The sequence below is a fragment of the Pseudomonas sp. NY15437 genome (genome assembly GCF_048068435.1).
Classification (GTDB): domain Bacteria; phylum Pseudomonadota; class Gammaproteobacteria; order Pseudomonadales; family Pseudomonadaceae; genus Pseudomonas; species Pseudomonas nitroreducens_B.
Window position 1 is genome coordinate 422,777 of the sequence record NZ_JBLUQC010000003.1, and the last position, 24,570, is coordinate 447,346.

Genomic DNA, 24,570 nt, shown 5'->3' on the forward strand with positions numbered 1-24,570 from the left:
AGACTCATAAGAACAAGAGATAGAGAGACAGCCTCATGGTCGACCTGAAGCAAGGCGAGATGCCTGTAGTCCGCGAACTGCGGGACTTTGACACCCACAGCGGGAACCTGCTGGAGCGCCTGGTGTTCAACCACCGCGCGCTGTTCATCGCCCTGATCGCGCTGGTCACCGTGGTGCTGGGCTACATGGCCGTGACGCGCCTGGAGATGCGCCCGGCGTTCGAGAAGATGATCCCCCACGGCGACCCGTACATCCGCAACTACCTGGACAACCGCGCCGCCCTGCGCGGCCTGGGCAACTCGGTGCGGGTGGTGGTGGAAAATCCCACGGGCGACATCTTCGACCCGGCCTACCTCGCCAACCTGCGGCAGATCAGCGACCAGCTGTTCCTCAGCCACGGCGTCGACCGCGCCTGGATGAAGTCGCTGTGGTCGCCGGCGGTACGCTGGACCGAGGTCACCGAGGAAGGCTTCCAGGGCGGCCCGGTGATGCCCGACGGCTACGACGGCAAGCCCGAATCCATCGGGCAACTGCGCCAGAACATCGCCCGCGCCGGCATCGTCGGCAGCCTGGTGGGCAACGACTTCCGCTCCAGCATGCTGGTGGTGCCGCTGCTGGACCGCGACTCGGCCACCGGCAAGGGCATCGACTATCGCGAATTCTCCCGCGCCCTCGACGACCTGCGTCTGAAGTACGAATACCTGGGCGACGAGCGCGCCTTCGCCGTCGGCGAGGAGGGCAAGGGCCCGGTGCGCCTGCACGTGATCGGCTTCGCCAAGCTGGTGGGCGACCTGATCGACGGCCTGGTGCGGGTGATGTTCTTCTTCGGCCTGGCGGTGGTCACTGCCTTCGTCATCATCTTCTTCTATACCCGCTGCCTGCGCAGCAGCCTGCTGGTGATCGGCTGCTCGCTCCTGGCCGTGGTCTGGCAACTGGGGCTGGTGGCGTGGCTGGGGTATGCGCTGGACCCATACTCGATCCTGGTGCCGTTCCTGATCTTCGCCATCGGCGTGTCCCACGCCACCCAGAAGATGAACGGCATCATGCAGGACATCGGCCGCGGCACCCACAAGCAGGTCGCCGCGCGCAACACCTTCCGCCGCCTGTTCCTGGCCGGCGTCACCGCGCTGCTGTCCGATGCCGTGGGCTTTGCCGTGCTGATGCTGATCGACATCCCGGTCATCCAGGACCTGGCCATCGCCGCCAGCATCGGCGTGGCGGTGCTGATCTTCACCTCGCTGCTGATGATGCCGGTGGCGCTGTCCTACGTCGGCGTCAGCCCGAAAGCCGCCGCCCGCGCCCTGCGCGAGGACCGCCAGGCGGACCAGCATGTCGGCCTGGGCAAGCTGTGGGACCTGCTGGACCGCTTCACCCAGCGCCGCTGGGCCGGCGTCACCCTGGTTATCGCCGCGCTGCTGGGCGCCGGCGGCCTGCTGGTCAGCCAGCACCTGCAGATCGGCGATCTCGATGCCGGCGCCCCGGAGCTGCGCGCCGACTCGCGCTACAACCGTGACAACGCCTACATCACCAGCCACTACGCGCTTTCCAGCGACCTCTTCGCGGTGATGGTGAAGACTGCGCCGGAAGGCTGCCTGAACTACCGCACGCTGATCCTCGCCGACCGCCTGGGCTGGGCGCTGCAACAGCATGAAGGCGTGCAGGCGACCACCTCGCTGGTCAACGCCGTGCGGCAGATCACTGCCGGCACCTACGAGGGCAACCCCAAGTTCGCCAGCCTGCAGCGCAACCAGGACGTGCTCAACTACGCCGCCCAACAGGCCTCGGTGAACACCCCGGAGCTGTTCAACACCGAATGCTCGCTGATGCCGGTGATCGCCTTCCTCAAGGACCACAAGGCGCAGACCCTGGATGAAGTGGCTGGCATCGCCGAGACCTTCGCCCGCGCCAACAGCACGCCGGAGCGCCAGTTCCTGCTGGCCGCCGGCAGCGCCGGGATCGAAGCGGCGACCAACCGCGTGGTGCGCGAGGCCAACCACCGCATGCTGTTCTACGTCTACGCCGCGGTGGGCATCTTCTGCCTGATCACCTTCCGCAGCTGGCGCGCGACCTTGGTGGCGCTGCTGCCGCTGGTGCTCACCTCGATCCTCTGCGAAGCGCTGATGGTGATGATGGGCATCGGCGTGAAGGTCGCCACGCTGCCGGTGATCGCGCTGGGCGTGGGCATCGGGGTGGACTACGCGTTGTACCTGCTCAGCGTGCAGCTGCAACTGCAGCGCGCCGGGTTGCCGTTGTCGGTGGCCTACCAGCAGGCCGTGGCCTTCACCGGCAAGGTGGTCGCGCTGGTCGGCGTGACCCTGGCGGCGGGCGTCATCACCTGGGCCTGGTCGCCGATCAAGTTCCAGGCGGACATGGGCATCCTGCTGACCTTCATGTTCCTCTGGAACATGCTGGGGGCGCTGATCCTGATCCCGGCGCTGTCGCATTTCCTGCTGGGCGGGAAGAAGCTCTGAGCGCGAATGCCGTGCCCCTGTAGGAGCGGGCCGCGCCCGCGATCTGCCGGCCGGGCCGGCGGCTGTTCTGGCACCGATGTTGGGGTGTGCTGCTTCGGGTGGGGCATTTCAGCGCCAATGACCGCAACGGCGGATAACGCTGACGCGTTATCCGCCCTACGGACTGTGCCGTGCGGTTCGCGAGCAAGCTCGCTCCTACAAAGAGCCGGATCGCGACACCCTGTAGGAGCGAGCTTGCTCGCGAACCGCATGATGCACATGTTGCCGTGTAGGAGCGGGCCACGCCCGCGATCCGCCGGCAGGGCCGGCGCATACCCCATGGCCGCTTCGACGCGAGTGTTCCAGCAATGCTTCGGCGTGCGCGTGGGCTTCGTGTTTCGCCCCCTCGGGCGAGTCACTTTGGAAAGACCCAAAGTAACCAAAGGTCTTGCCCCGGACATCCGGTTTTTCGCCTAGGCGAAAAATTCCCTCGTTGAAGCGAAGTTTCAGGGGCACGCTGCGAAGGGCCATCCCTGGCCCATCGCAGCTCTCGCGACATCCCTGTCGCTCAACCCCTGAAACTCCGCTTCCACTCGGCCTCCTGAACGGGGCATTCGGAGCGCGCGGATGTTTCTCTGGAAACCCTCTGAGAGCGAAGGGCGAAAAATAGTTGGGGGAGCGAGCTCGCGAGTCGCGCCGATGTTCCGTTGTAGGAGCGGGCCATGCCCGCGATCCGCCGGCAGGGCCGGCGTTTCATACCGGTCGGTACCTGAAGGTAAACACGCATCAACCTGCAGGAGCGCCCCGTGGGCACGATCGCGGGCATGGCCCGCTCCTACAGGGAAGTACCGTGCCCGGTAGGAGCGGACTCCGTCCGCGATCGCGTCCAGAGCGCAGAGGACTCCCCGGCATCAATCAAATGCCGGAATCGCCTCCAGCTCGTGCAACAGCCAATCCGCGAACTCCCGCGCCAACGCCTGGTTACCGTGGGGCGGGATGATCAGGAAGTAGGGGTGGGGCGCCGGGAAATCGATGTCGAACAGGCGCACCAGCCGCCCCTGGTGCAGCTCTTCGCCGGCGAGGATGTGGTCACTGATGGTCACGCCGCCGCCGGCCAGGGCGGCGCGGATGGTCAGGTAGGCGTCGGGCAGGAAGACGTTCTGCCGCGCCTGCAAGCCGGGCACGCCGGCGGCGAGGAAGTAGCGGTTCCAGTCGAAGCCGTCGTCTTCGTGCAGCAGCACCTGGCGCGCCAGGTCGCGGGGTTTGCGCAGGTGTTCCTGGGTGTTGAGCAGACGCGGGCTGCACACCGGGAAGTAGCGGATGTCGCCCAGCGCGGCGAAGCGCTGGCCTTCGATGTGCGTCTCGCCGAAGGAGATCACCATGTCCACGTCGCCCAGGTCGCTGGTCATCGGCAGCAGGTGCAGGGCGACTTCCTGGTAGTTGCGCAGGAATTTTTCCAGCAGCGATGACACCCGCGCCAGCAGCGCCGGGGCGCAGGCGATGCGCAGCTCGCCGGCCGGCTCCTCGGTGGGCAGGGCGCGGCGGATGTCGCGCAGCTGGTCGAAGGCGCTGCTGATCTGCTGGCTCAGCTGGCGCCCGGCCGGGGTCAGCTTGACGCCCTTGCCCTGGCGCTCCACCAGTGCCACGCCCAGTTCCTCTTCCAGCTTCTTCACCTGGTGGCTGACCGCCCCGTGGGTGACGTGCAGCTCCAGCGCGGCGCGGCCGATGCTGCCCTGCCGCACCAGTGCCTCGAAAGCGCGCAGGGCGATGAGCGACGGCAGGCGAAACGCACTGTTCTGACGCATGAGGGACCTTTTTTCGTGAATTTGACTAACGATTCAGGTGGAAATCTATTGAATTGTCGTTAGTTAAATTTGCACAGAAGATGACTCCACGCCAACCCCGATCAACAAGAAAAAACGGCTGGAGATCCGCCATGCAGCATTTCGTCGACTTGCTCGGCCTGGGCAAGCGCTACGGCAACCTGCAGGTCCTGAGCGACCTCAGCCTGAGCATCCGCCAGGGCGAATTCCTCACGCTGCTGGGGCCGTCCGGCTCGGGCAAGAGCACCACGCTGATGATGCTCGCCGGCTTCGTCGAGCCCAGCGAAGGGCGCATCGAGCAGGATGGCCGCGACATCACCCGCCTGTCGCCGGACCAGCGCGAGTTCGGCGTGGTGTTCCAGGGCTACGCGCTGTTCCCGCACATGAGCGTGGCGCAGAACGTCGCCTACCCGCTGCGCATCCGCAAGGTGCCGGGCGCGGAGATCGAGCGCCGGGTCGCCGAAGTGCTGGAGCGCGTCGGCCTCGCCGGCATGGGCGAGCGCGGCATCGGCCAGCTTTCCGGCGGCCAGCAGCAGCGCGTGGCGCTGGCCCGGGCGCTGGTGTTCAAGCCGAAACTGCTGTTGCTCGACGAGCCGCTGTCCGCCCTCGATCGCCGTCTGCGCCAGGAGATGCAGGGCGAGCTGGCACGCATGCACAAGGACTTCGGCACCACTTTCGTCTTCGTCACCCACGACCAGGAAGAAGCCCTCGCGCTGTCGGATCGCATCGCCGTGTTCAACAAGGGCCGCCTGGAACAGGTCGGCACTCCGCGCGAGGTCTACGAGCGCCCGGCCAGCCGCTTCGTCGCCAACTTCCTCGGCGACACCAACCTGCTGGAGGTGGGCGTGGTCGGTCGCGAGGCCGAAGCCACGCTCTGCGATTTCCGCGGCCAGCCGTTGCGCGTGGCGCACACGCCCGGTGCCAGCCGGAGCGGCACGCACTGGCTGGCAGTGCGCCCGGAGCACATCGACCTGCGCCCGCTGCAGGACGCCGGCCGCGACAACGGCCTCTGCGCCACCGCGGGCAACGCCACCTACCAGGGCGCCCACGTCAATCTCGAACTGAGCCTGGAGCAGGGCGAGCGCCTCGACCTGCGCCTGCCGGTAGCGCACCCGCTGCTGGGTAGCCTGCGCCGCGGCCAGCGCTACTGGTGCTGCTGGTCGCCGCAGCACTGCCACCTGTTGTCCGCCTGACACACGCATAACGAAAACAAACGATCGGGGAGCAATCACAATGAAAGAACGCCAGGGCTTCATCGAAGACGCCATCGAGATCGCCGCCGAGAAAGGCGAGCGCGCCGGCATCAGCCGCCGCGATTTCAACCGCAGCCTGCTGCTGCTCGCTGCCGCCAGTGCGCTGCCGTTCGGCGCCGCTGGGCGCGCCTTCGCCGCCGGCGGCAACCTGGTGCTGGCCAACTGGGGCGGCGATGCGGTGCCGGCCTTCGAGAAGAGCTTCGGCGGCTTCGACCAGGCGTCCGGCCTGGCGCTGAAGGTGGACGGCAGCGGCCCCACCGAGGGCGCGCTGAAGACCCAGGTGAGCAGCGGCGCGGTGCGCTGGGACGTGTGCGACGGCGAGATGTATTCGTCCTACCGGCTGGGCAGGGAGCAGTTCCTCGCGCCCATCGACTACGGCATCGTCGACAGGTCGCTGATCGGCTACGGCGACGTGCATGACTTCGGCCTCGCCAACTACACCTACAGCTATGTGATCGGCTACGACCACGAACGCTTCGGCAAGAACCCGCCCAGGTCCTGGGCCGACTTCTGGGACGTGAAGAAGTACCCGGGCAAGCGCACCCTCTACAAGTGGATGAGCGCCAACCTCGAATGCGCGCTGCTGGCTGACGGCGTGCCGCCCGAGCAGCTCTACCCCCTGGACGTGGACCGCGCCCTGCGCAAGATCGAACAGTTGCTGCCGCACATCGCCACCCACTGGTCCACCGGCGCCGAGTCGCAGCAGCTGATCCGCGACGGCGAGGTGAGCCTGGCGCAGATGTGGCACACCCGCGCCGAGCTGGTGAAGAACGACACCGCCGGCAAGATCGACTGGAGCTTCGACGGCGGCATCGTCTCGCCGTCCGTGTGGATGGTGCCCAGGAACAACCCGGCCGGCGCGAAGGCAGCCATGGACTTCATCGCCTATGCCCTTCGTCCTGAAGTCCAGGCCAGGCTCATGGAGGTCTACAACATGGGCCCGGTGAACCTCAAGGCCAACGAGCTGCTGAGCACCCAGTTGCAGGCGATCAACCCCACCGCGCCCGACAACCTGAAGAAGCAGGTGTCGCTGAACAACAAGTGGCACGCCGAACACTACGGCGAAACCCTGGAGCGCTACCTGGCGCTGATCGGGGGCTGAGATGCGACGTTTCGCACCGGGCGTGCTGCCGGTCTACGGCCTGCTGATCCTGCCCCTGCCTGTGCTCGTGGTGGTCGGCTACCTGCTGCCGACCCTCGGCGTGCTCGGCTGGAGCTTCAGCCTGCCGCAGTGGGGCATGCAGAACTACGCGGCGATTGCCGATAACGCCAACCTGCAGGCGGTAATCTGGCGCACCCTGCGCATCTGCCTGCTGACCACCGCGATCAGCGTCGCCATCGCCTACCTGATCGCCTACCGCTGGCGCTTCGCAACGCCGCGCGGCCGGCAACTGATCGAGCTGTTCGTGCTGCTGCCGTTCTGGCTGTCGATGCTGATCCGCGCCTTCGCCTGGCTGGTGCTGCTGCGCAACGGGGGGCTGGTCAGCCAGGGGCTGATGGCCACCGGCTGGTTCGACGCGCCGCCGCCGCTGGTGCGCAACGAGCTGGGCGCGCTGATCGGCATGGTGCACTTCATGGTGCCGTACGCGGTGCTGCCGCTGCTGTCTTCGCTGAAACAGGTGGACGACAGCCTGCTGCGCGCGTCCAGCAGCCTGGGCGCGAGCCACTGGCAGACGCTCAGGGACATCTTCATCCCGCTGACCCTGCCGGGCGTGGTCGCCGCCTCGGCCATCGTCTTCGTGTTCAGCCTCGGCTGTTTCGTCACCCCCGCGCTGCTGGGCGGCGGCAAGGCCGCGATGCTCGCCGAATACATCTACGTGCAGATGTTCCAGCTTTCCAACTGGGGCCTGGGCGCGGCGCTGAGCATCGTGCTGATGCTGCTGGTGGTGGGCTGCGCGCTGCTGTTCGGACAACTCATCGGCTACCGCCGCCTGCTCGGGAGGACTGAGCTGTGACTCCGCAGGGAACCTATCTCTCCGCCATGCCCAAGGGCGTGAAAAAGCCGCCACTGCCGCGCCCGCCGCTGGGGCGCTGGTTGTCCTGGACCGCGCTGGGGCTGTCCGCGCTGTTCCTGCTGCTGCCGATCCTGGTGATCGTGCCGCTGTCGTTCGGCAACCAGCGCTACCTGGCCTTCCCGGACGGCGGCTGGTCGCTGCGCCACTACGCGACGCTGTTCGACGGCGCCTGGCTGCTGTCGATCCTGCAGAGCCTGGGGCTGGCGCTGGTGGTCGGCGCGCTGTCCACCGCGCTGGCCTTCCTCTTCGCCACCGGCATCTGGCTGCAGCGGCGTTTTCGCACCGTACTGACGCTGATCGTGCTGCTGCCGATGATCGTCCCGCAGGTGGTCTCGGCCATGTCGATCTACTACCTCGACGCGCGCCTGGGCATGCTCGACCACCTGCTGGGCGTCGGCTTCGGCCACCTGCTGATGGCGCTGCCGTACGCGGTGATCGCCCTGCTGGTGGCCTACGCGCGGCTCGACCTGAGCCTGTACAAGGCCTCGCGCTCCCTCGGCGCCGGGCTCTGGCCAACGCTCTGGCACGTGCTGCTGCCCAACGTGCGCGGCGGCATTCTCGGCGGCTTCTTCATGGGCTTCGTGATGAGCTGGGAGGAGGTGGTGGTGACCCTGTTCACCAGCGGCCTGAACGTGGTGACGCTGCCCAAGCGCATCTGGGACGGCCTGCGCTACAACCTCGACCCGGCGATTGCCGCCGTCTCCACCCTGATGATCGTCCTCACCCTGGCGGTGATGCTGCTGCGCATGTACCTCGAACGGCATCGACCGCCTTCCTGATCCACCTCCGGCGGCCCGATGGCCGCCACCTGAACTGCCTGTCGCTTGCACCTTGTCCCTGAGGAGGGAATCCCCATGCTTACCGCTTTCCCCGCGCGCACCTACCGTCAACGCGTCGACGCCGTCAAACGGCGCATGGCCGATCGTGGCCTGGACGCCCTGGTGGTCAACTACCCGGACAACATCAACTACCTGACCGGCTTCGACAGCCTGGGCTTCCTCTGGTACCAGGCGCTGATCATTTCGCCGAAGCTGGCCGAGCCGGTGTTCCTCACCCGCACCAGCGAGGAGCCCTGCACCTGGGAGCTGTCGTGCATCAACGAGGCGATCTTCTATGACATCGCCCGGCAGGACCCGCTGAAGATCGTCGCCGACGTGCTCGCCCAGGCAGGGTTGAGCCAGGCGCGCATCGGCCTGGAAATGACCGCCTCGACCTTCTCCCCGGCGCAGTACAACGCACTGCTGGGCTATATGCCCGAAGCGCGTTTCGAAGATGCCGGCCCGCTGATCGCCGAGAACCGGTTGATCAAGACCGCCGAGGAAATCGAATACCAGCGCAGCGCCGCGCGCATGGCCGACCAGGGCATGCTGGCGGCCTTCGAGGCGCTGCATCCGGGCATCTCCGAAGTGGAAGTGGCCGGCATCGTCGCCAATGCCCTGGGCCGCGCCGGCAGCGAGTACTCGGCGATCAGCCCGATGTGCGCCACCGGCCGCCGCAGCACCATGACCCACGCCATGCCGCACCGTCAGACCATCAGCCATGGCGACGTGGTGATCCTCGAACACGCCGGCGTGTGCAACCGCTACCACGCCATCCTCATGCGCACCGCGGTGATCGGCAAACCCAGCCCGCGGGTGAAGGAGGTGGCGAGCCTGCTCACCGAGGCCTTCAACGCCGCCATCGAGATCGCCACGCCGGGCACCCCGGTGGGCGAGGCCAACCGCGTGTGCAACCAGATCCTCGACCGCATCGACCTCTCGCGCACCCGCGTGCATCGCATCGGCTACAGCCTGGGGCTGGCCTACCCGCCGACCTGGCTGGAAGCGATGATGGTGGACGAGGCCGACGACCACGTGTTCCAGCCGAACATGTCGTTCTCCATCGAGCCCAACCTGTCCTTGTACAGCGAAGGCTTCGGCATCAAGCTCGGCGACACCGTGCTGTGCGGCGAGCAGGGCTCGGCGAGCCTGTCGGAGATTCCGCCGGAGCTGACGATCATCGACTGATACGGGCTCGCCTTCAGCCGTATGACGTCGTTGGGCGGCCTTGCCGTGCTAAGCACTGTCTTAGGCCGCCCGCCGAGTTCTCCGGCCCAATGCACACCCGTATGAACCTGTTTGAAGCGTGCCTGCGTTTGCGGGCGCAGTGATGGAATCCGAGGGTTTCCGATGAGCCACACGATGGATGTTTTCTGGCACGACGACGTGCTGCGCCACGACACCGCCGCCGGCGTCTTCGAGGCGCCGCCCAGCGACCTGCTGGCCGAGCAACTGCTGCACCCGGAGAGCAATCCCCGGCTGCTGAACATGCGCGCCATCCTCCAGCGCGGGCCGGTCGCCGGCTCGCTGCGCTGGCAGGAAGGCCGCCATGCCAGGGAAGAAGAGCTGCTGCGCTTTCACGATGCCGACTACCTGCGCGGCATCTTCGCGGCGGACGCCCAGGGCAAGCGCTTCAGCAGCACCACGCTGATGTCCGCCGGCAGCCTCGCCGGGTTGCTGGCCGCCGCCGGCACCAGCCTGGCGGCGCTGGACAGCATGCTGGCGAGCGGCAACCCGGCCATGGCCCTGGTGCGCCCGCCGGGCCACCACGCCGCGCCGGCGATGGCTGACGGCTACTGCTTCTTCAACAACGTCGGTATCGCTGCGCGGGCGGCGCAGGCGGCGGGGCTGGAGCGCGTGGCCATCGTCGACTGGGACGTGCACCACGGCAACGGGACGCAGGAAGGTTTTTACGACGACCCGTCGGTGTTCACGGTATCCCTGCACATGGACCACGGCGCCTGGGGGCCGAGCCACCCGCAGACCGGCGCGGCGGACGAACGCGGCCGGGGCGCGGGGCTGGGCAGCAACCTCAACCTGCCGCTGCCCATGGGCTCGGGCGACCAGCTCTACGAGTGGGTCTTCAGCCGCTTCGTCGAGCCCGCGCTGCGGGCCTTCAAACCGGACCTGCTGATCATCGCCAACGGCCTGGACGCCTCGCAGTTCGACCCCAACGGCCGCCAGCTGGTGACCATGCAGGGCTTCAACCGCCTGGCCCGCCGCGCCCGTGCGCTGGCCGACGAACTCTGCCAGGGACGCCTGCTGGTGGTGCAGGAGGGCGGCTACAACCCGGCCTACAGCGCCTATTGCCTGCACGCCGCGACGGAAGGCTTCCTCGGTCAGCCGTCCACGCTGCCCGACCCCCTGGCGTACATGCCGGAACCGGCGGCGCGGGTGGAAGCCGACCTGGCGGCGCTGGATACGCGGCTGGCAGCGGCGGGGTGGACGTTCGCCTGAGCCGCCGGCGCGCAGGGGTAGGCTTGGCGTAGGAGCGGACTGCGTCCGCGATCGGTTCGCCGCCGCTCCGGTGGATATCGGAGCATGGGCCAGACCATCGCGGGTCAGGGCGGCCCGGCGGATAACCTGTTCCAGGTTATGCGCCCTACGTCGCTTCACATGCGGTTCGCGAGCAAGCTCGCTCCTGCAGCCCGGTCAAACTCCGGCGCGCTCTTGGGTAGGAGCGAGCTTGCTCGCGAACCCTCACCGAACCACCCCGTCAGCGATGGTTGCGATAACGCTCAGTCAGCGACTGCACGCGGGCGACATAGGTTTGCGTCTCGCTGTAGGGCGGGATGCCGTTGTACTTGTCGACGGTCATTTCGCCGGCGTTGTAGCTGGCCAGCGCCAGCCGCTGGTTGCCGTTGAAGCGCTTGAGCAGCCAGGCCAGGTAGCGCACGCCGCCACGGATGTTCTGCCTGGCGTCGAACGGGTCGCTCACGTTGAAGCGCTCGGCGGTGTCGGGCATCAGCTGCATCAACCCCTGGGCGCCGGCGATGGAGACGGCGTTGGGTTGAAATGCCGATTCGGCATGGATCACCGCCCGCACCAGCGCCTGGTCGACGCCATAGCGCGTCGAGGCCGACTCGATTTCCCGCCGGTAGGAGCGGGTGTCCAGGCGCAGGGCCGCGACGTTGAAATCCTTCGGCGCCATGCACAGGTAGCAGCCCTTGATGTAGTACACGTCGAGCACGTCGACCCGCGCGGTGATGCCGACCGGGCGGCGGCTCACATACTGGCGCACGCCGTTATGGACGAAGGTGTACACGCGGATGCGCTCTGCGCCCGACGCGGTGCCGCGCGCGGATGGCGCCGCGGCTTTTGCCTTGACGCCCTGGCCGGCCTTGCCGTGCTGCTGGGTGCAGCGCGCGCCGGCAACCGCCTGGCTGCCGTGGCTGACCGTGCCGTCGCGGGCGTGGCAGGTGAACTGGGCGTTGGCGAAGAGCGGAGCGGCCAGCAAGGCCAGGCCGACGCATCCGGGTAGGCACCTGCGGGCCCATCGCCAAGCTCTGGAACTCATCGCACCGCTCCGCGCCGATCAGGCTGGGCACGCCTGAACCGGGCTGGGGAAAAGGCCAATCGGGGCGGGCATCGCAGGGGCAACCCGGCGGCCCGCCGTTTCGTTCCGCTAGTTATAGCCGTTTCATTTCACCGTGGCGCGTGCGCAGACGTACGGCTGGTGGGCGTTCCGGTGGGCTCGATTCGCGCGGGGCCAATCGGTGCGTAGGAGCGGACTCCGTCCGCGATCGGCATCCGCCGTAAAGACATCGCGGATGAATCCGCTCCGACAGCAACCGTTGCCTGTAGGAGCGAGCTTGCTCGCGAACCGTCCAGACGCAGGACTCAGCCCAGAATGAAGTACACCTTGCGCACCGGCGTGAGGTTCTCCCAGGTGCCCTTGAACCCCGCCGCGACCACGAAGGAATCCCCCGGCCCGAAGGTCCTCGCCACGCCCTCGGCGTCGGTCAGGCGCACCGTGCCTTCGAGGATATGGCACAGCTCGTCGTAGTCGCATTCGCAGCGTTCCAGGTGCACGCCGGCCTCCCAGATGCCGGCGATGGCGTTCTTTTCCGGCGCACTGAAGTGCCGCCAGCTGCGGCTGCGGTACGGCACATCGACGATGGTCGGGTCGTTGATCTCGCGCTCCTGCGGGGCGAGGTCCGGGTTGGCGAAGTCGATGACGTGGCGGGGCAGGGTGGACATGGGGTTCTCCATCAGGAATCGAAACCGACGCCGAAGGCATCGAGGGACTTGAGCAGCAGGTCGCGGCGGCCGGTGCGGTCTTCCTTGGCCAGCGAACGCTGCGCCAGGCGCACGCCGAGGTAGCGCAGCGGCTCGGGCGGGAAGGGGAAGGGCTTCTGCGAGGTCATGCGCAGCCGGGTGCGTTCGGTGCTTTCGCCGCCCAGCTGGTCGAGCATGTTGAGCGCGGCGAAACGGCTCGCCGCCACGCCCTGGCCGGTGAAGCCCAGCGCGTAGGCGACGCGGTTGTCGAGTACGCAGCCGGTGAACAGCGTGGTGCGCGCGGAGGTATCGATGATGCCGCCCCACGCGTGGCTGAATTCGACCGGGCCGAGCTGCGGGAAGGCCTCGCGGAACTGCCCGGCCAGGCGCTGGAAGCTTTCCGGGCGCTGGGTCAGGGCTTCGTCGCGGCGGCTGCCGAAGTGATAGATGGCGTCGAAGCCGGCCCACAGGATGCGGTTGTCGGCGGTCTTGCGCAGGTAGTGGAACTGGTTGCCGGCGTCGGCGATGCCGTAGCGGTCGACCCAGCCGATGGCGCGCAGCTGATCGTCGGTGAGCGGCTGGGTGACCAGCGAGTAGTCGTACACCGGGATCACGCTGGAATTCAGATGACCCAGCAGCGGCGGCGCGATGTTGGTGGCCAGGGCGATCTGCCCGGCTTCCAGCTCGCCACGGTCACAGCGCAGCAGCAAGCGGTCGCCACGCTGGTGCAGCTCGTGCACGGGGGTGTTCTCGAACAGCTGGATGCCGTGCTCCAGGCAGACCCGGCGCAGCTCGGCAGCCATTTTCGCCGGGTTGAGCAGCGCGTAGTTGGGCTCGAACACGCCGGCCTTGTAGAGGGGCGAATCGAGTTTCTGTGCCAGTTCCGCGCCTTCGAGCCACTCGCAGTCGATACCGAAGCGCTGGTAGTTGCGCTGCATGCCGCGCAGGCCATCGACCTGCCAGGGTTGTGCGGCAACGCTGAGCTTGCCGCGGCGCTCGAACTCCACGTTCATGCCAAAGCGGTTCAGGTCCGCCTCGAATTCGTCGAGGTTCTGACGGCCCAGGCGTACCAGGGTTTCGGCTTCTTCCGGCCAGCGGCGCAAGGCGTTGCCTACGCCGTGGGAAATGCTCGGCGCGCAGAAGCCGCCATTGCGCCCGCTGGCTTCGCCGCCGCAACGCCGCGCCTCGACCACCGCGATGCCCGCGCCGGGCCAGCGCAGGCGGGCGTGCAGGGCGGTCCAGAGACCGGTGAAGCCGCCGCCGACCACCACCAGGTCGAAGCGGCGATCGGCTTCCAGCGCCGGCGCGGCGGGAGCGGGATCGAGGGTATCGAGCCAGAAGGGTCGGGGAATGGCGTGCGCAAGAAGGGCGGATGTCATCGGAAAACTCCGGCAGAATGTCGGAAGAAAAAGCGGTCTTCGGGCCGTATCCGAGTTTTGTAATCGCTCCGGGGGGCTCAGGCATACGCCTTCCCGCTCTTTGCGGGCACGCCCGGAGCAGGAAAGCCGGCCCAGACCGGCAGGGGAACAGCATGAGCGAAGAACAGGGCTGGAGTGCCACGCTGGAAGGCACGCCTTACCAGCCCGACCCGGCGAGCGCCAGCACCCACGCGGTGGTGATGCGCTATCACCAGGCCTGGCGTCGGCACGACATCGAGGCGCTGATGGCGCTGTTCGATCCGCAGGTGGAGTACACCGATTTCTTCCAGGGGCGTCGGATTGCGCCGAGCGAGTTGCGCGATTACTTGCAGACCAGCATGCCGGCGGCCGGCGATGAATCGCAGGTCTACACCGACCGCCTGCGCGTGGACGGCGACACCGCTTTCCTGCAGTACCAGGTGACCTTGCGCGGCACCCAGGGCCTGGTGTCGTTCCGCGCCACCGAGGCCTACACCGTGCGTGACGGCAGGATCATCCGGGTGAACGAGCACGCCGCACTGGTCGGCCAGCCGGAGAAAACCGCCAGCGAGCCGCAACCGCGCATGGCCGACAGCCGCCTGGGGTTGTCGGCGCGGCAGCTGAGCCTGCTCGGCGGCGATATCCAGCAGTACTTCCAGCAGACCCGGCCGTTCCTCAACCCCGACCTGGACATGCCCCAGGTCGCGGCGGCCACCGGCTACACGCGCAACCAGATTTCCTACTTCCTCAACCAGGTGCTGGGCCTGAGTTTCTACCAGTACCTGAACCAGCTGCGCCTGCGCCACCTGCTCGCCCAACTGGACGGCGCCACCAGCGTCACGCGCATCGATGAGCTGGCGCGCGCGGCCGGGTTCCGCTCGCTGTCGACCTTCTACCGCTGCTTCCGCGAGGAGACGGGGTTGTCGCCCAAGGCGTACCTGGAGCAACAGCGCGCGTGACGTACCGGTAGGAGCGAGCGTGCTCGCGAACGGATGTTTCCCTTGGCTCCGCAGCTGGGCGGTTCGCGAGCAAGCTCGCTCCTGCATGAGGCATCTGCGCTCGGATCGGCCCTCACCCTAGCCCTCTCCCAGGGGGAGAGGGGACCGTTCGGTGCAGGGGGAGTCTTCGCTATCAGCCGGCACGATTTGCCCCCTCTTCCTGAGGGAGAGGGCTGGGGTGAGGGCAGCACAACGCTGAACTTTCCAGAGAGGCCAATCGCTCCCGCGAGGAGTTCCGCGCGTGCCCGCATGCAGGGCGCCCGCGTTATCAACCTGACGCGCATTTCCCTATGCTCGGCCGACAATCATTCCAACCCGCTCAGGAGACCTCCCCATGCGCGACCAGCTCTATATCGACGGCCAGTGGCAGGCACCCGCACAAGGCGGCCGCTTCGAGGTGTACGAACCCTCCAGCGAAGCCGTGCTGACCGAAGTCGCCGCCGCCACCGGCGAGGATGTGGACCGCGCCGTGCAGGCCGCACGCCGGGCTTTCGACGAGGGCGAGTGGGGCCGCAGCACGGGCAAGGAACGCGCCGGCTACCTGCGCGCCATCGCCGACAACCTGCGTGGCCGCCGCGAAGACCTGGCCCGCCTGGAAGTGCAGGACAACGGCAAGCCGCTGCCCGAGGCGCAGTGGGACATCGACGACGCCATCGGCTGCTTCGACTACTACGCCGAGCTGGCCGAAGGGTTGAACGGCGAGGGCGAAGTGGTCGCGTTGCCCGACGAGCGTTTCGCCTGCCGCGTGCTGCGCGAGCCGGTCGGCGTGGCCGGGCAGATCATCCCGTGGAACTACCCGCTGCTGATGGCTTCGTGGAAGGTCGCGCCGGCACTCGCCGCCGGCTGCACCGCCGTGCTCAAACCCTCCGAGCTGACCCCGCTGACCTCCCTGGAACTGGCCGCCGCGGCCGATGCCGTGGGCCTGCCCAAGGGCGTGCTCAACGTGGTCACCGGCCTGGGCCGCGATGCCGGCTCGCCGCTGTCGGCGCACCCGGGCGTGGACAAGCTGGCCTTCACCGGCAGCGTGCCCACCGGGCGCGCGATCATGCAGGCGGCGGCCCAGGACATCAAGAACGTCAGCCTGGAGCTGGGCGGCAAGTCGGCGTTCATCGTCTTCGATGACGCCGATATCGAAGCAGCGGTGGAGTGGATCCTCTTTGGCATCTTCTGGAACCAGGGGCAGGTGTGCAGCGCGACCTCGCGCCTGCTGGTGCAGGAGGGGCTGCATGACCGGCTGATCGAGCGCCTGGTGGAAGAGGCCCGCCGTATCACCATCGGCAATGGCCTGGAGCCGGGCGTGCTGCTCGGCCCGCTGGTCAGTGCCGGGCAACACGCCAAGGTGCTGCAGGCCATCGAGGCCGGCGTGCGCGACGGGGCGAAGCTGGTCACTGGCGGCAAGCGTCCGGCCCATCGCGAGAAGGGCTGGTTCGTCGAGCCCACGGTGTTCGTCGACGCCCCGCTGGACAGCGCCGTGTGGCGCGAGGAGATCTTCGGCCCGGTGCTCGCCGTGCGCCGCTTCAAGGACGAAGCCGAGGCGCTGCGCCTGGCCAACGATAGCCAGTTCGGCCTGGCGGCGGCCGTGATGTCCGCCGACCCGGCGCGCTGCCAGCGGGTGAGCCGGGGGCTGCGCGCAGGCATCGTGTGGGTCAACTGCTCGCAGCCGACCTTCACCCAGGCGCCCTGGGGCGGCTACAAGCAGAGCGGCATCGGCCGCGAGCTGGGCGTGTGGGGGCTGGACAACTACCTGGAGACCAAGCAGGTCACCGAGTACCTCAGCGACCAGCCGTGGGGGTGGTACATCAAGTAAGGCTGTGGTGAGGCGGCGGATTGCCTGTTGCGGGTTATCCGCCCTGCCTACCGCGCTGGACGGGTTCGCGAGCAAGCTCGCTCCTACAGCCCAGCCCGTGCTTCGAGCCGCTCTTCGTAGGAGCGAGCTTGCTCGCGAACAGCCCAACGCCGGTCTCAACCTGTAGGAGCGGGCCATGCCCGCGACCACGCGCATGCGTGCTCCTGCAGGTCATCACCCGCCACGTAGGAGCGGACTCCGTCCGCGATCGCTTGCCGGCGGCTGCGAACCTGCCGGTCATGCCTCGCGAACAATGTCCGCTCCTATGCTCGGCGGCAGATTCGTGTGCGTTGTCGCACCCGCGGGCCAACGCCTTCGTCCTGGCTCAGACCAACCCCTTCCCCTGCAGGTGCTCGCGCAGGTACTCGATGAACACCCGCACCTTGCGCGTGCTGCGCCGGTGCGGCAGGTAGAGCACATGCACCCAGGGCCCGAAGGCGCTCTGGTCGCGCCAGCAGTCGGGTAGCTGCTCCACCAGCTCGCCGCTTTCCAGGTAGGGCAGCGCGCTCCACTGCGGGAGGAACTGCAGGCCCTGGCCATCCAGCAGGCACGCCAGCAGGAAGTCATAGTTGTCGCTGGCGATGCGCGGCACCGGCTGGCGGATGCGGAGGCGTTCGCCGTCCTTCTGCACCCACCAGAAGTTCCGGTTCAGCAGCGGGTGGCGGAAGATCAGCCAGTCGTGCTGCTCGTAGTTCTCCAGCGTCACCTCCATCCCCTTTTCGGCGAGATAGCGAGGGCTGGCGCAGAGCATCAGGCGGTTCTCGATCAGCGGCTGGGCGATCACGTCCGGCAGGTCGATGGGGCCGTCGCGCAGGGCGAGGTCGTAGCCGCCTTCCACCAGGTCGGCGAATTCGTCCGCCAGGTCCACCTCCAGGCGCACCTGCGGATGCTCGCGCAGGAAGCGGCAGCACACCGCGTTGAAGAAGGCCGGGGCGAAGGAGGGTGGTGCGGCGATGCGCAGGCTGCCGCGCAGCTCGGTCTGCAACTGTTCGACTTCCTCGCTGGCGCGTTGCAGTTGCATCAGCGCCGAGCGCGCGCCTTCCAGGTAGATGTGCCCGGCTTCGGTCAGCGCCATGCGCCGTGTGGTGCGTTCGAACAGCCTTTGGCCCAGTTCGGCCTCGAGTTGCGCCACGCCCTTGGTGATCGCCGAGGGGGTCTTGCCCAGCTGTTCGGCCGCGCGGCTGAAGCCGCCGTGGTCGGCGGTGGCGACGAACATGGTGAGGGCGGTCATCTTGTCCATGGATTATTTCCTGGTATTGCTTCCTGACAGGAACAGAAGTTGTGCGGGAAGTCGGTGTTAAAGCCGCCGGGGCTTTTGCTTAACCTTCGTCACAGATCAACAATAACGAAGGCTCTGCGATGAAACTACTGATTCCGGCCCTGGTGTCGGCCGCGTGCGCTTTTTCCTCGTTGGAAACGATGGCAGCCGCCGACCTCATCCTGCATGGTGGCAAGGTCTACACCGCCGAACCCGGCCAGGCCCTGCAACAGGCGGTGGCGGTGGAGAACGGCCGTATCCTCGCCGTTGGCAGCGACGCGCAGATCCTCAAGCTCCGCCAGCCGGCCACCCAGGTCATCGACCTGCACGGCCAGGTGCTGATGCCCGGTTTCATCGATGCCCACACCCACCTGGTCAAGGGTGGCCTGCAGATGCTCCAGGCCAACCTCGACAATCAGGACCTGCCGCTGGACGCGTTCGAGAGCAAGCTGCGCCAGTGGCGTGATGACGGCCGCGCGCGGCGTGGCCAGTTCCTCTCGGTGGGTGGCGTGCCCACGGCGTACTGGGACCATATCGGCGAGTTGCAGCAGCGCTTCAACCAGGGCGAATGGGCCAGGCAGCCGATCCTCCTGGCCGGCGGTGATTACCACACCGGCTGGGCCAACCAGGCGCTGCTCGACCTCGCCGGCATCGACGCGGCCAAGGTCAAGGCGCTCAAGGGCGAGGAGCAGGCGACCATCGGCCATGATGCCGACGGCAGGCCCAACGGCTTCCTGGTCGATGCCGGCCTCTATCCGGTACAGGCGCTGCTGCCGCTGGCGAGCGACGACGAACTGCTCGAGGCGCTGAAGGGCGCGCAGCGCTACTACCATGAGCTGGGCATCACCGCCTGGATGGAGCCCCTGGCGAACGAGAACCCCGGTGGCGACATCCACAACGACTCCGTCGGCGTGCTGCCGGCCTACAAGAGGCTGGCGGAAGAGGGCGGGCTGACTGCCCACGTCGCCGCCCTGCTGATGGCCGATTCCAAGGCAACCCCGGCCGACCTCGACGAGCTGGACAAGGTGCGTCAGCAGTTCGCCGGCGTCGCGAACCTGACCCTGCCGGGCATCAAGGTCTTCGCCGACGGCGTGGCCGAGGTGCCGGCGCAGAGCGCGGCGATGCTCGAGCCCTACCGCAACTCGAAGAAGTACGGCGAACTGCTGATCGCCCCCCGGCATTTCGGCGAACTGGTCAGCGCCGCCGACGCCCGTGGCTGGCTGGTGCACATCCATGCCATCGGCGACCGCGCGGTGCGCGAGTCGCTCAACGGCATCGAGCAGGCGCGCAAGGATCGCCACAGCGGCATCCCGCATTCGATCACCCACCTGCAGATGGTCAACCCCGCCGACTTTCCGCGCTTCAAGGCGCTCGACGTGATCGCCGCCATGCAGCTGTACTGGGCCGCCGCCGACGAGAACAGTGTCGACCTGGTCAAGCCCTACGTCAGCGCCATGGCCTTCCTGCACATGTACCCGGCGCGCTCGCTGCTCAAGCACGGCGCGACGATTTCCGGCGCCAGCGACTGGCCGATCACCACGCCCGATCCGTGGAAGGCCATCTACCAGGCGATCCAGCGCGTCGGCCCGAAAGGCGTGCTCAACGCCGCCGAAGACATCGACCGGCAGACCATGTTCCAGGCCTACACCCTCAACGCCGCGCGCACCATCCGCCTGGAGGATCGCATCGGTTCGCTGAAGCCGGGCAAGCAGGCCGATCTGATCCTGCTCGACCGCGACGTGTTCACGGTCGAGCCCGACGCGCTGCGCGACACCCGTGTGCTCAAGACCTGGTTCGCCGGTCGCGAAGTCTATAGTCGTTCGAACGCCAATCGCTGATTCACCGGGAGCGCCGTATCGCTCCCGACAAGTCCAAGTCGTAACAGGAGCCTTGCCGTGATTCTTCACACCTTCACCACCGACATCCGCGACCCGCTGCAGCGTGGCCGGCAGATCGGCGAAACCTTTGCCGAGCAGATCCGCCAGACCGTGGCGCTGTACCTGGACTTCTTCCCACGCGTCGGCGTGGAGCTGGACAGGGCCCGCAGCATCGGCGAAGCCAGCCTCGCGGCGCTGGCTGACTGGTGCCCGGCGCTGGCGATGGAAGTCGAGGGGCTGGCTCTGGGCGTCGGTCTGCCGCTGTGGCAACTGGCGGCGCTGAATGCGCGGACCGAAATTCTCGCGGTGATGCCGGAGCAGCCGGTGGAAGGCGAGTGTTCCACCTCCGTCTACGCCCCCGCGGGTGCCGCTGCACCGCGCAGCCTGCAGACCTGGGACTGGCACGACAGCCTGGTGCCCCACGGGCTGCTGCTGGGCTTCACCGGCAGCACCGGCCTCACCGCCAAGCTGTTCACCGAGTTCGGCATGCTCGGCAAGATCGGCGTGAACAGCGCAGGCCTGGGCGTGCACTTCAACATCCTGCACCACGCCAGCGACGACGGCAGCGCCGGCGTGCCGGTGCATGCCATCGCCCGCCGCGTGCTGGAGGAGGCCACGAGTGTCACCGAGGCCATCGACATGGCGCGCTCGGCGCGGGTCAGCGCGTCCACCGTGCTCAGCGTATTCACCCGCGAGGACGTGCGCGCCCGCGCCGCCAGCATCGAGATGAGCCCGGCGCACACCGCCGTGGTGGTGCCGCGCGAGGATGGCTGGCTGCTGCACACCAACCACTTCCTCGACGGCGAGCTGAGCTGGGGCGAGCGCACGGCGGATGTGTCCACCACCTACGCGCGCCTGGATCACCTCAAGGCCGCCACCGCCGGCATGACCGGCAAGACCCTGCGCGAACGCGCCGACGCGTTCTGCGGTGCCGACGGCGACCAGGCGGTGGTGTGCTTCCACCCGGACATGTCCGAGCCGGATACCGACCGCTGGGAGACCCTGCTGAGCATCGGCCTGGATACCGCGGGCTGCGCGTTGGAGTACGTGGCCGGCACGCCGAAGAAGCTGGCGGATGAGGGGTTCCTGCGGTTCTGAAACTGCGGTGCCGTCCTGTCAGACCCTCTCCCCAGCCCTCTCCCTGAAGGGAGAGGGAGCCGTCCTGGCCGGCTGACACCACCGTTTCAACTTGTACCGTACGGTCCCCTCTCCCTTCAGGGAGAGGGTTAGGGAGAGGGCATAACCCAGGCGCCGATCTTTCCAGCAGGCAGTTCGTAGGGCGCATAACGCGCCAGCGTTATCCGCCGCCGAACCGTCGGCGAATAACCCGTTCCCGGTCATGCGCCCTACGCACCATCGCATTCAAAACCAATGCCTCCGTGACGACCCAATGGCCGCCGCGCGGGTTCCGTGTTGCCACAAAAACAAGAGTGAACCACCATGATCGACCACACGCCCGCAGCCCCCGGCTCGCGCTCGGCCTTTCGCACCTTCTGCGTCTCCGGCATGGGCACCGCGCTGGAGTTCTACGATTTCGTCATCTACGGCTACGCCGCCGCGCTGATCTTCCCGCAGCTGTTCTTCCCCGGCATGGATCGCCTGACCGCCGTGCTGGTCGCGTTCGCCGCGTTCGGCGCCGGCTTCTTCGCCCGGCCGCTGGGCGGCGTGGTGTTCGGCCACCTGGGTGACCGCTACGGCCGGCAGAAGGCGCTGGTCGCCACCCTCGTGCTGATGGGCGCGAGCACCCTGCTGATCGGCTTTCTGCCCACCCACGCCAGCATCGGCGCGGCGGCGCCGGTGCTGCTGGTGCTGCTGCGCCTGGTGCAGGGTTTCGCCGCGGGCGGCGAGTGGGGCGGGGCGGCGCTGTTCGGCATCGAGGTTGCGCCCACGGGCCGCCGCGGCCTGTGGGGCAGCTTCACGAGCATGGGCATCGGCATCGGCGGCATCTTCGGGTCTGCGGTGTTCGCCATCGTCAGCGTCGCCTTCGACGACGACCTCTCCGGCATCGCCTGGCGCATTCCGTTCTGGCTCGGTGGCCTGCTGGTGCTGATCGGCCTCTACGCGCGCCTGCAGAATACGGCGTCGCAGCCCAAGACCGCGCCGCATGCCGAGGCGCGCATGCCGCTGATGCAAGCCTTCCGCCGCCGCCCGCGCGAGCTGCTGCTGTGCATCGGCATCGCCTTCGGCTATGTCACCATCGCCTACATCGGCAGCACCTTCTTCCTCGCCTACGCGACCGACATCGGCTACAGCAGCAGCCACGCCTTGCTGTTCGACTTCTCGCTGTCGGTGGCCATCGTCGCCTCCGCGCCGTTCTTCGGGCATCTGTCGGACCGTTTCGGTCGTCGCGCGGTGATGATCTTCGGCGCGGCGATCATGGCCCTGGGGCTGTTCGCCTTCTTCCCGCTGATCGGCCTGCACAGCCTGCCGCTGGCGCTGCTGGCGTATGTCGCCGTGGGCTTCTTCATGGGCGCGACCCAGGGGCCGATCCCGGCCTTCCTCGCCGAGCAGTTCCCGCGGGAAATGCGCTACTCGGGGATCTCCTTCAGCTACCAGATCGGCGCGGCGCTGGGCGGCGGCACGGCGTCGAGCATCGCCACTGCCATCCTCATCGCCACCGGGCGCAACCCTTTCGGCGTGGCGCTCTACGGCGCGGCGGCACTCTTGTTGGTGGCGGTGTGTTCCTGGCTGCTGCGGGAAACCTCGCGCCTGCCCATGGACGTGATCGACCGCGATGACGCTGCGCCAGACACGGTATCGGTGCAGGCGATCAACTGACCGCGCGCGCTCGGGTGCCCGGTACGAGGCCGAGCACCAGGGCGCAGCCGACCAGGATGATCAGCGCGCCCACGCCCTGCACCAGCGACAGGCTCTCGCCCAGCACCAGCGCGCCCACCAGCACGGCGACCACTGTGACGACGAATTCCACGCTGATGGTCTTCGTCGCGCCGATGCGTGCGACCAGATGGAAATACACCACGTAGTTCACCGCGCTGAGCACGCAGCCGCACAGCAGCAGGAAGAGGAAGTCGAGGGGTTGCGGCGTGCCCGGCACCGGTACCCAGACCAGCAGCGGCAGGGTCAGCAGCCCGCCGATGAGAAAGGCGCCGCAGGTCACTTCCCAGGGGCCGGCCGTGCGCAGTTTGAGGCTCGCGTAGTTGCTGCCGAAGGCTGCGCACACCGCGCCGAACACCGAGGCGGCGCAACCGAGGAGGAATTCATGGGTGACCGGCACCGCCGGGAAGCCCACCAGCAGCACCATGCCGAAGAAGCCCAGGAGCAGGCCGCCCAGGCCGCTCCAGGTGATGCGCTCCAGGCCCCAGAGACGACCGATGAGCATGGAGAACAGCGGAATGCCGGCGACGAAGATCGCTGCCATGGCCGTGCCGATGCGTGGGGTGGCGTAGGTCATGCCGATCAATTGGCCGGCCACGGTGGTGGCGCCGACCACGCACAGTGGCTTCCACAGTCCGTTGAAGTTCAGTCGGCGGCCGGACAGTTTCGCCACCGCGAACAACGTGAAGCTGGCGATCAGCGCGCGAAAACTGACCGCGCCGACCCAGCCGAAGCCGGCGATGGCCTTGAGCAGCACGAGGAAGGACAGCCCCCAGCCGATCGCGAGGAACAGGTAGGCGGCAAGGTCGCGCGGTTGCATACGACTCCGGGCACAAGGCAGAAGCGGGCCGCCGAAATGCGGCGACGAAGACCGCTATCTTGCCGGGGCGCGATGACGCTTGGGAAGGCACGGCAGGGACCTTTTTCGGCTGGCCAGCGGCAGGCCCAGCGGCTGGCGATTGTTTGACGCCGTATGCAACCTCGGTGCGGTTCGTCGCCATTGCTAAATTTAAATTGAATTTAAATTTAGCTTTCGCCACGCTGTTGGCACTGAATCGTCCAACAGGAAAACGTCATGTCCTCTCGCGAATCCCGAAAAGACGGTGAAGCGACCCGCATTCGCATCCTGGAAGCCGCTGGCGAGTTGTTTTCGGCGCTGGGTTTCGCCGAAACCAGCAACAAGGCGGTGGCCGCCAAGGCGGAAGTCGACCTGGCGTCGATCAACTATCACTTCGGCAGCCGCAATGGCCTCTACCAAGCGGTACTGGAGGAGGCGCGCCGGCGCTTCCTCGACATCGCCGATCTGCAACGCATCATTCAGAGCGCGCAGCCTGCGCCGGACAAGTTGCTGGCCTTGACCGAACTGGTCGTACGCAAGGCCTCGCGCGGGCGGGAGAGCTGGCACCTGCGCGTGCTGGCAGCCGAGGCCCTGGCGCCCAGCAGCCACGGCCAGGAAGTGCTGCACCCGCAGAAGGCACTTAAGTTGACGCTGCTCAAGCAACTGTTCAGCGAGATCACCACGATACCGTCGGATGACCCGGCGCTGGTGCCTTGCATTCTCAGCGTGACCGCGCCCTGGGCGATGTTGCTGATCGGGCCGAGGGGAGGGCAAGGCGCCCTGCGCGACATCCTCCAGATGCCCGGCGACGTGGTCACCGCGCAACTCTACAGCTTCACGCTGGCCGGCCTGCAGGAAGTGGGGCGGCAATACCGCGAACGCAGCGCGGCGGGCCAGTGAGGCCGCATTCATCGGACTCTGCACCCCACATCGCCTAATTCCTC

The 24,570-nt window shown here is 67.5% G+C and carries 19 protein-coding genes; 13 read left to right on the forward strand and 6 right to left on the reverse strand.

Annotated features, from left to right (window positions below):
- The first annotated feature begins 35 nt into the window (after positions 1-35).
- On the forward strand, positions 36-2,471 hold the full coding sequence (locus tag ACNFIA_RS09430; protein ID WP_416784320.1) for an efflux RND transporter permease subunit: 2,436 nt from the start codon (positions 36-38) through the stop codon (positions 2,469-2,471).
- Positions 2,472-3,361: 890 nt separating this feature from the next.
- Here the strand turns inward: ACNFIA_RS09430 and ACNFIA_RS09435 are convergent.
- Positions 3,362-4,255, reverse strand: coding sequence for a LysR substrate-binding domain-containing protein (locus ACNFIA_RS09435; protein ID WP_416784323.1), 894 nt, complete (start codon positions 4,253-4,255; stop codon positions 3,362-3,364).
- Positions 4,256-4,386: 131 nt separating this feature from the next.
- Here ACNFIA_RS09435 and ACNFIA_RS09440 point away from each other — a divergent pair, with 131 nt between their 5' ends.
- From ACNFIA_RS09440 to ACNFIA_RS09465, 6 genes are all read left to right on the forward strand, one after another.
- On the forward strand, positions 4,387-5,466 hold the full coding sequence (locus ACNFIA_RS09440) for an ABC transporter ATP-binding protein (protein ID WP_416784325.1): 1,080 nt from the start codon (positions 4,387-4,389) through the stop codon (positions 5,464-5,466).
- Between the two features lie 40 nt (positions 5,467-5,506).
- Positions 5,507-6,628 carry an ABC transporter substrate-binding protein gene (locus ACNFIA_RS09445; RefSeq protein WP_416784327.1) on the forward strand — a complete coding sequence of 374 codons (1,122 nt, stop codon included), beginning with the start codon at positions 5,507-5,509 and terminating at the stop codon, positions 6,626-6,628.
- A gap of 1 nt (position 6,629) precedes the next feature.
- Positions 6,630-7,481, forward strand: a complete 852-nt coding sequence (locus ACNFIA_RS09450; protein ID WP_259755390.1) for an ABC transporter permease — start codon at positions 6,630-6,632, stop codon at positions 7,479-7,481.
- Positions 7,478-8,320, forward strand: coding sequence for an ABC transporter permease (locus tag ACNFIA_RS09455; RefSeq protein ID WP_416784329.1), 843 nt, complete (start codon positions 7,478-7,480; stop codon positions 8,318-8,320). Before ACNFIA_RS09450 ends, ACNFIA_RS09455 begins: the two co-directional genes overlap by 4 nt.
- A 75-nt stretch (positions 8,321-8,395) precedes the next feature.
- A complete protein-coding gene (locus ACNFIA_RS09460; protein WP_416784331.1) occupies positions 8,396-9,547 on the forward strand; it encodes a M24 family metallopeptidase in 1,152 nt (383 codons plus the stop codon).
- Positions 9,548-9,721: 174 nt separating this feature from the next.
- Positions 9,722-10,816 carry a hypothetical protein gene (locus ACNFIA_RS09465; protein ID WP_416784333.1) on the forward strand — a complete coding sequence of 365 codons (1,095 nt, stop codon included), beginning with the start codon at positions 9,722-9,724 and terminating at the stop codon, positions 10,814-10,816.
- 259 nt (positions 10,817-11,075) lie between these two features.
- On the opposite strand, the gene ACNFIA_RS09470 is transcribed toward ACNFIA_RS09465, so the two are convergent.
- The 3 genes from ACNFIA_RS09470 to ACNFIA_RS09480 all read right to left on the reverse strand — a co-directional run bounded on the left by ACNFIA_RS09470 (position 11,076) and on the right by ACNFIA_RS09480 (position 13,956).
- The gene (locus ACNFIA_RS09470; protein ID WP_416784335.1) at positions 11,076-11,876 is read right to left on the reverse strand and encodes a lytic transglycosylase domain-containing protein; all 801 of its coding nucleotides are present in this window, start codon (positions 11,874-11,876) and stop codon (positions 11,076-11,078) included.
- A gap of 323 nt (positions 11,877-12,199) precedes the next feature.
- A complete protein-coding gene (locus ACNFIA_RS09475) occupies positions 12,200-12,559 on the reverse strand; it encodes a cupin domain-containing protein (RefSeq protein ID WP_416784337.1) in 360 nt (119 codons plus the stop codon).
- 11 nt (positions 12,560-12,570) lie between these two features.
- The gene (locus ACNFIA_RS09480; RefSeq protein ID WP_416784339.1) at positions 12,571-13,956 is read right to left on the reverse strand and encodes an NAD(P)/FAD-dependent oxidoreductase; all 1,386 of its coding nucleotides are present in this window, start codon (positions 13,954-13,956) and stop codon (positions 12,571-12,573) included.
- Between the two features lie 239 nt (positions 13,957-14,195).
- On the opposite strand from ACNFIA_RS09480, the gene ACNFIA_RS09485 reads away from it, so the two are divergent.
- Positions 14,196-14,933 carry a nuclear transport factor 2 family protein gene (locus tag ACNFIA_RS09485; protein WP_259759669.1) on the forward strand — a complete coding sequence of 246 codons (738 nt, stop codon included), beginning with the start codon at positions 14,196-14,198 and terminating at the stop codon, positions 14,931-14,933.
- A 373-nt stretch (positions 14,934-15,306) separates the two neighbouring features.
- Positions 15,307-16,779, forward strand: coding sequence for an aldehyde dehydrogenase family protein (locus ACNFIA_RS09490; protein WP_416784341.1), 1,473 nt, complete (start codon positions 15,307-15,309; stop codon positions 16,777-16,779).
- 364 nt (positions 16,780-17,143) lie between these two features.
- Here the strand turns inward: ACNFIA_RS09490 and ACNFIA_RS09495 are convergent, their stop codons facing one another.
- Entirely contained in the window at positions 17,144-18,058 is a 915-nt protein-coding gene (locus ACNFIA_RS09495) for a LysR family transcriptional regulator (RefSeq protein WP_259755379.1), read from the reverse strand.
- Positions 18,059-18,177: 119 nt separating this feature from the next.
- Between ACNFIA_RS09495 and ACNFIA_RS09500 the strand changes: the two genes are divergently transcribed.
- From ACNFIA_RS09500 to ACNFIA_RS09510, 3 genes are all read left to right on the forward strand, one after another.
- On the forward strand, positions 18,178-19,914 hold the full coding sequence (locus ACNFIA_RS09500; RefSeq protein ID WP_416784343.1) for an amidohydrolase: 1,737 nt from the start codon (positions 18,178-18,180) through the stop codon (positions 19,912-19,914).
- A gap of 57 nt (positions 19,915-19,971) precedes the next feature.
- Positions 19,972-21,051, forward strand: a complete 1,080-nt coding sequence (locus ACNFIA_RS09505) for a C45 family autoproteolytic acyltransferase/hydolase (protein ID WP_416784345.1) — start codon at positions 19,972-19,974, stop codon at positions 21,049-21,051.
- Between the two features lie 342 nt (positions 21,052-21,393).
- Positions 21,394-22,731 (forward strand): MFS transporter, encoded by a 1,338-nt coding sequence (locus ACNFIA_RS09510; protein ID WP_416784347.1) that lies wholly within the window; start codon positions 21,394-21,396, stop codon positions 22,729-22,731.
- Here ACNFIA_RS09510 and ACNFIA_RS09515 read toward each other — a convergent pair.
- A complete protein-coding gene (locus ACNFIA_RS09515) occupies positions 22,724-23,608 on the reverse strand; it encodes a DMT family transporter (protein WP_416784349.1) in 885 nt (294 codons plus the stop codon). The genes ACNFIA_RS09510 and ACNFIA_RS09515 overlap by 8 nt on opposite strands.
- Positions 23,609-23,863: 255 nt before the next feature.
- Here ACNFIA_RS09515 and ACNFIA_RS09520 point away from each other — a divergent pair, with 255 nt between their 5' ends.
- A complete protein-coding gene (locus ACNFIA_RS09520; RefSeq protein ID WP_259755374.1) occupies positions 23,864-24,526 on the forward strand; it encodes a TetR/AcrR family transcriptional regulator in 663 nt (220 codons plus the stop codon).
- Positions 24,527-24,570: the final 44 nt, after the last annotated feature.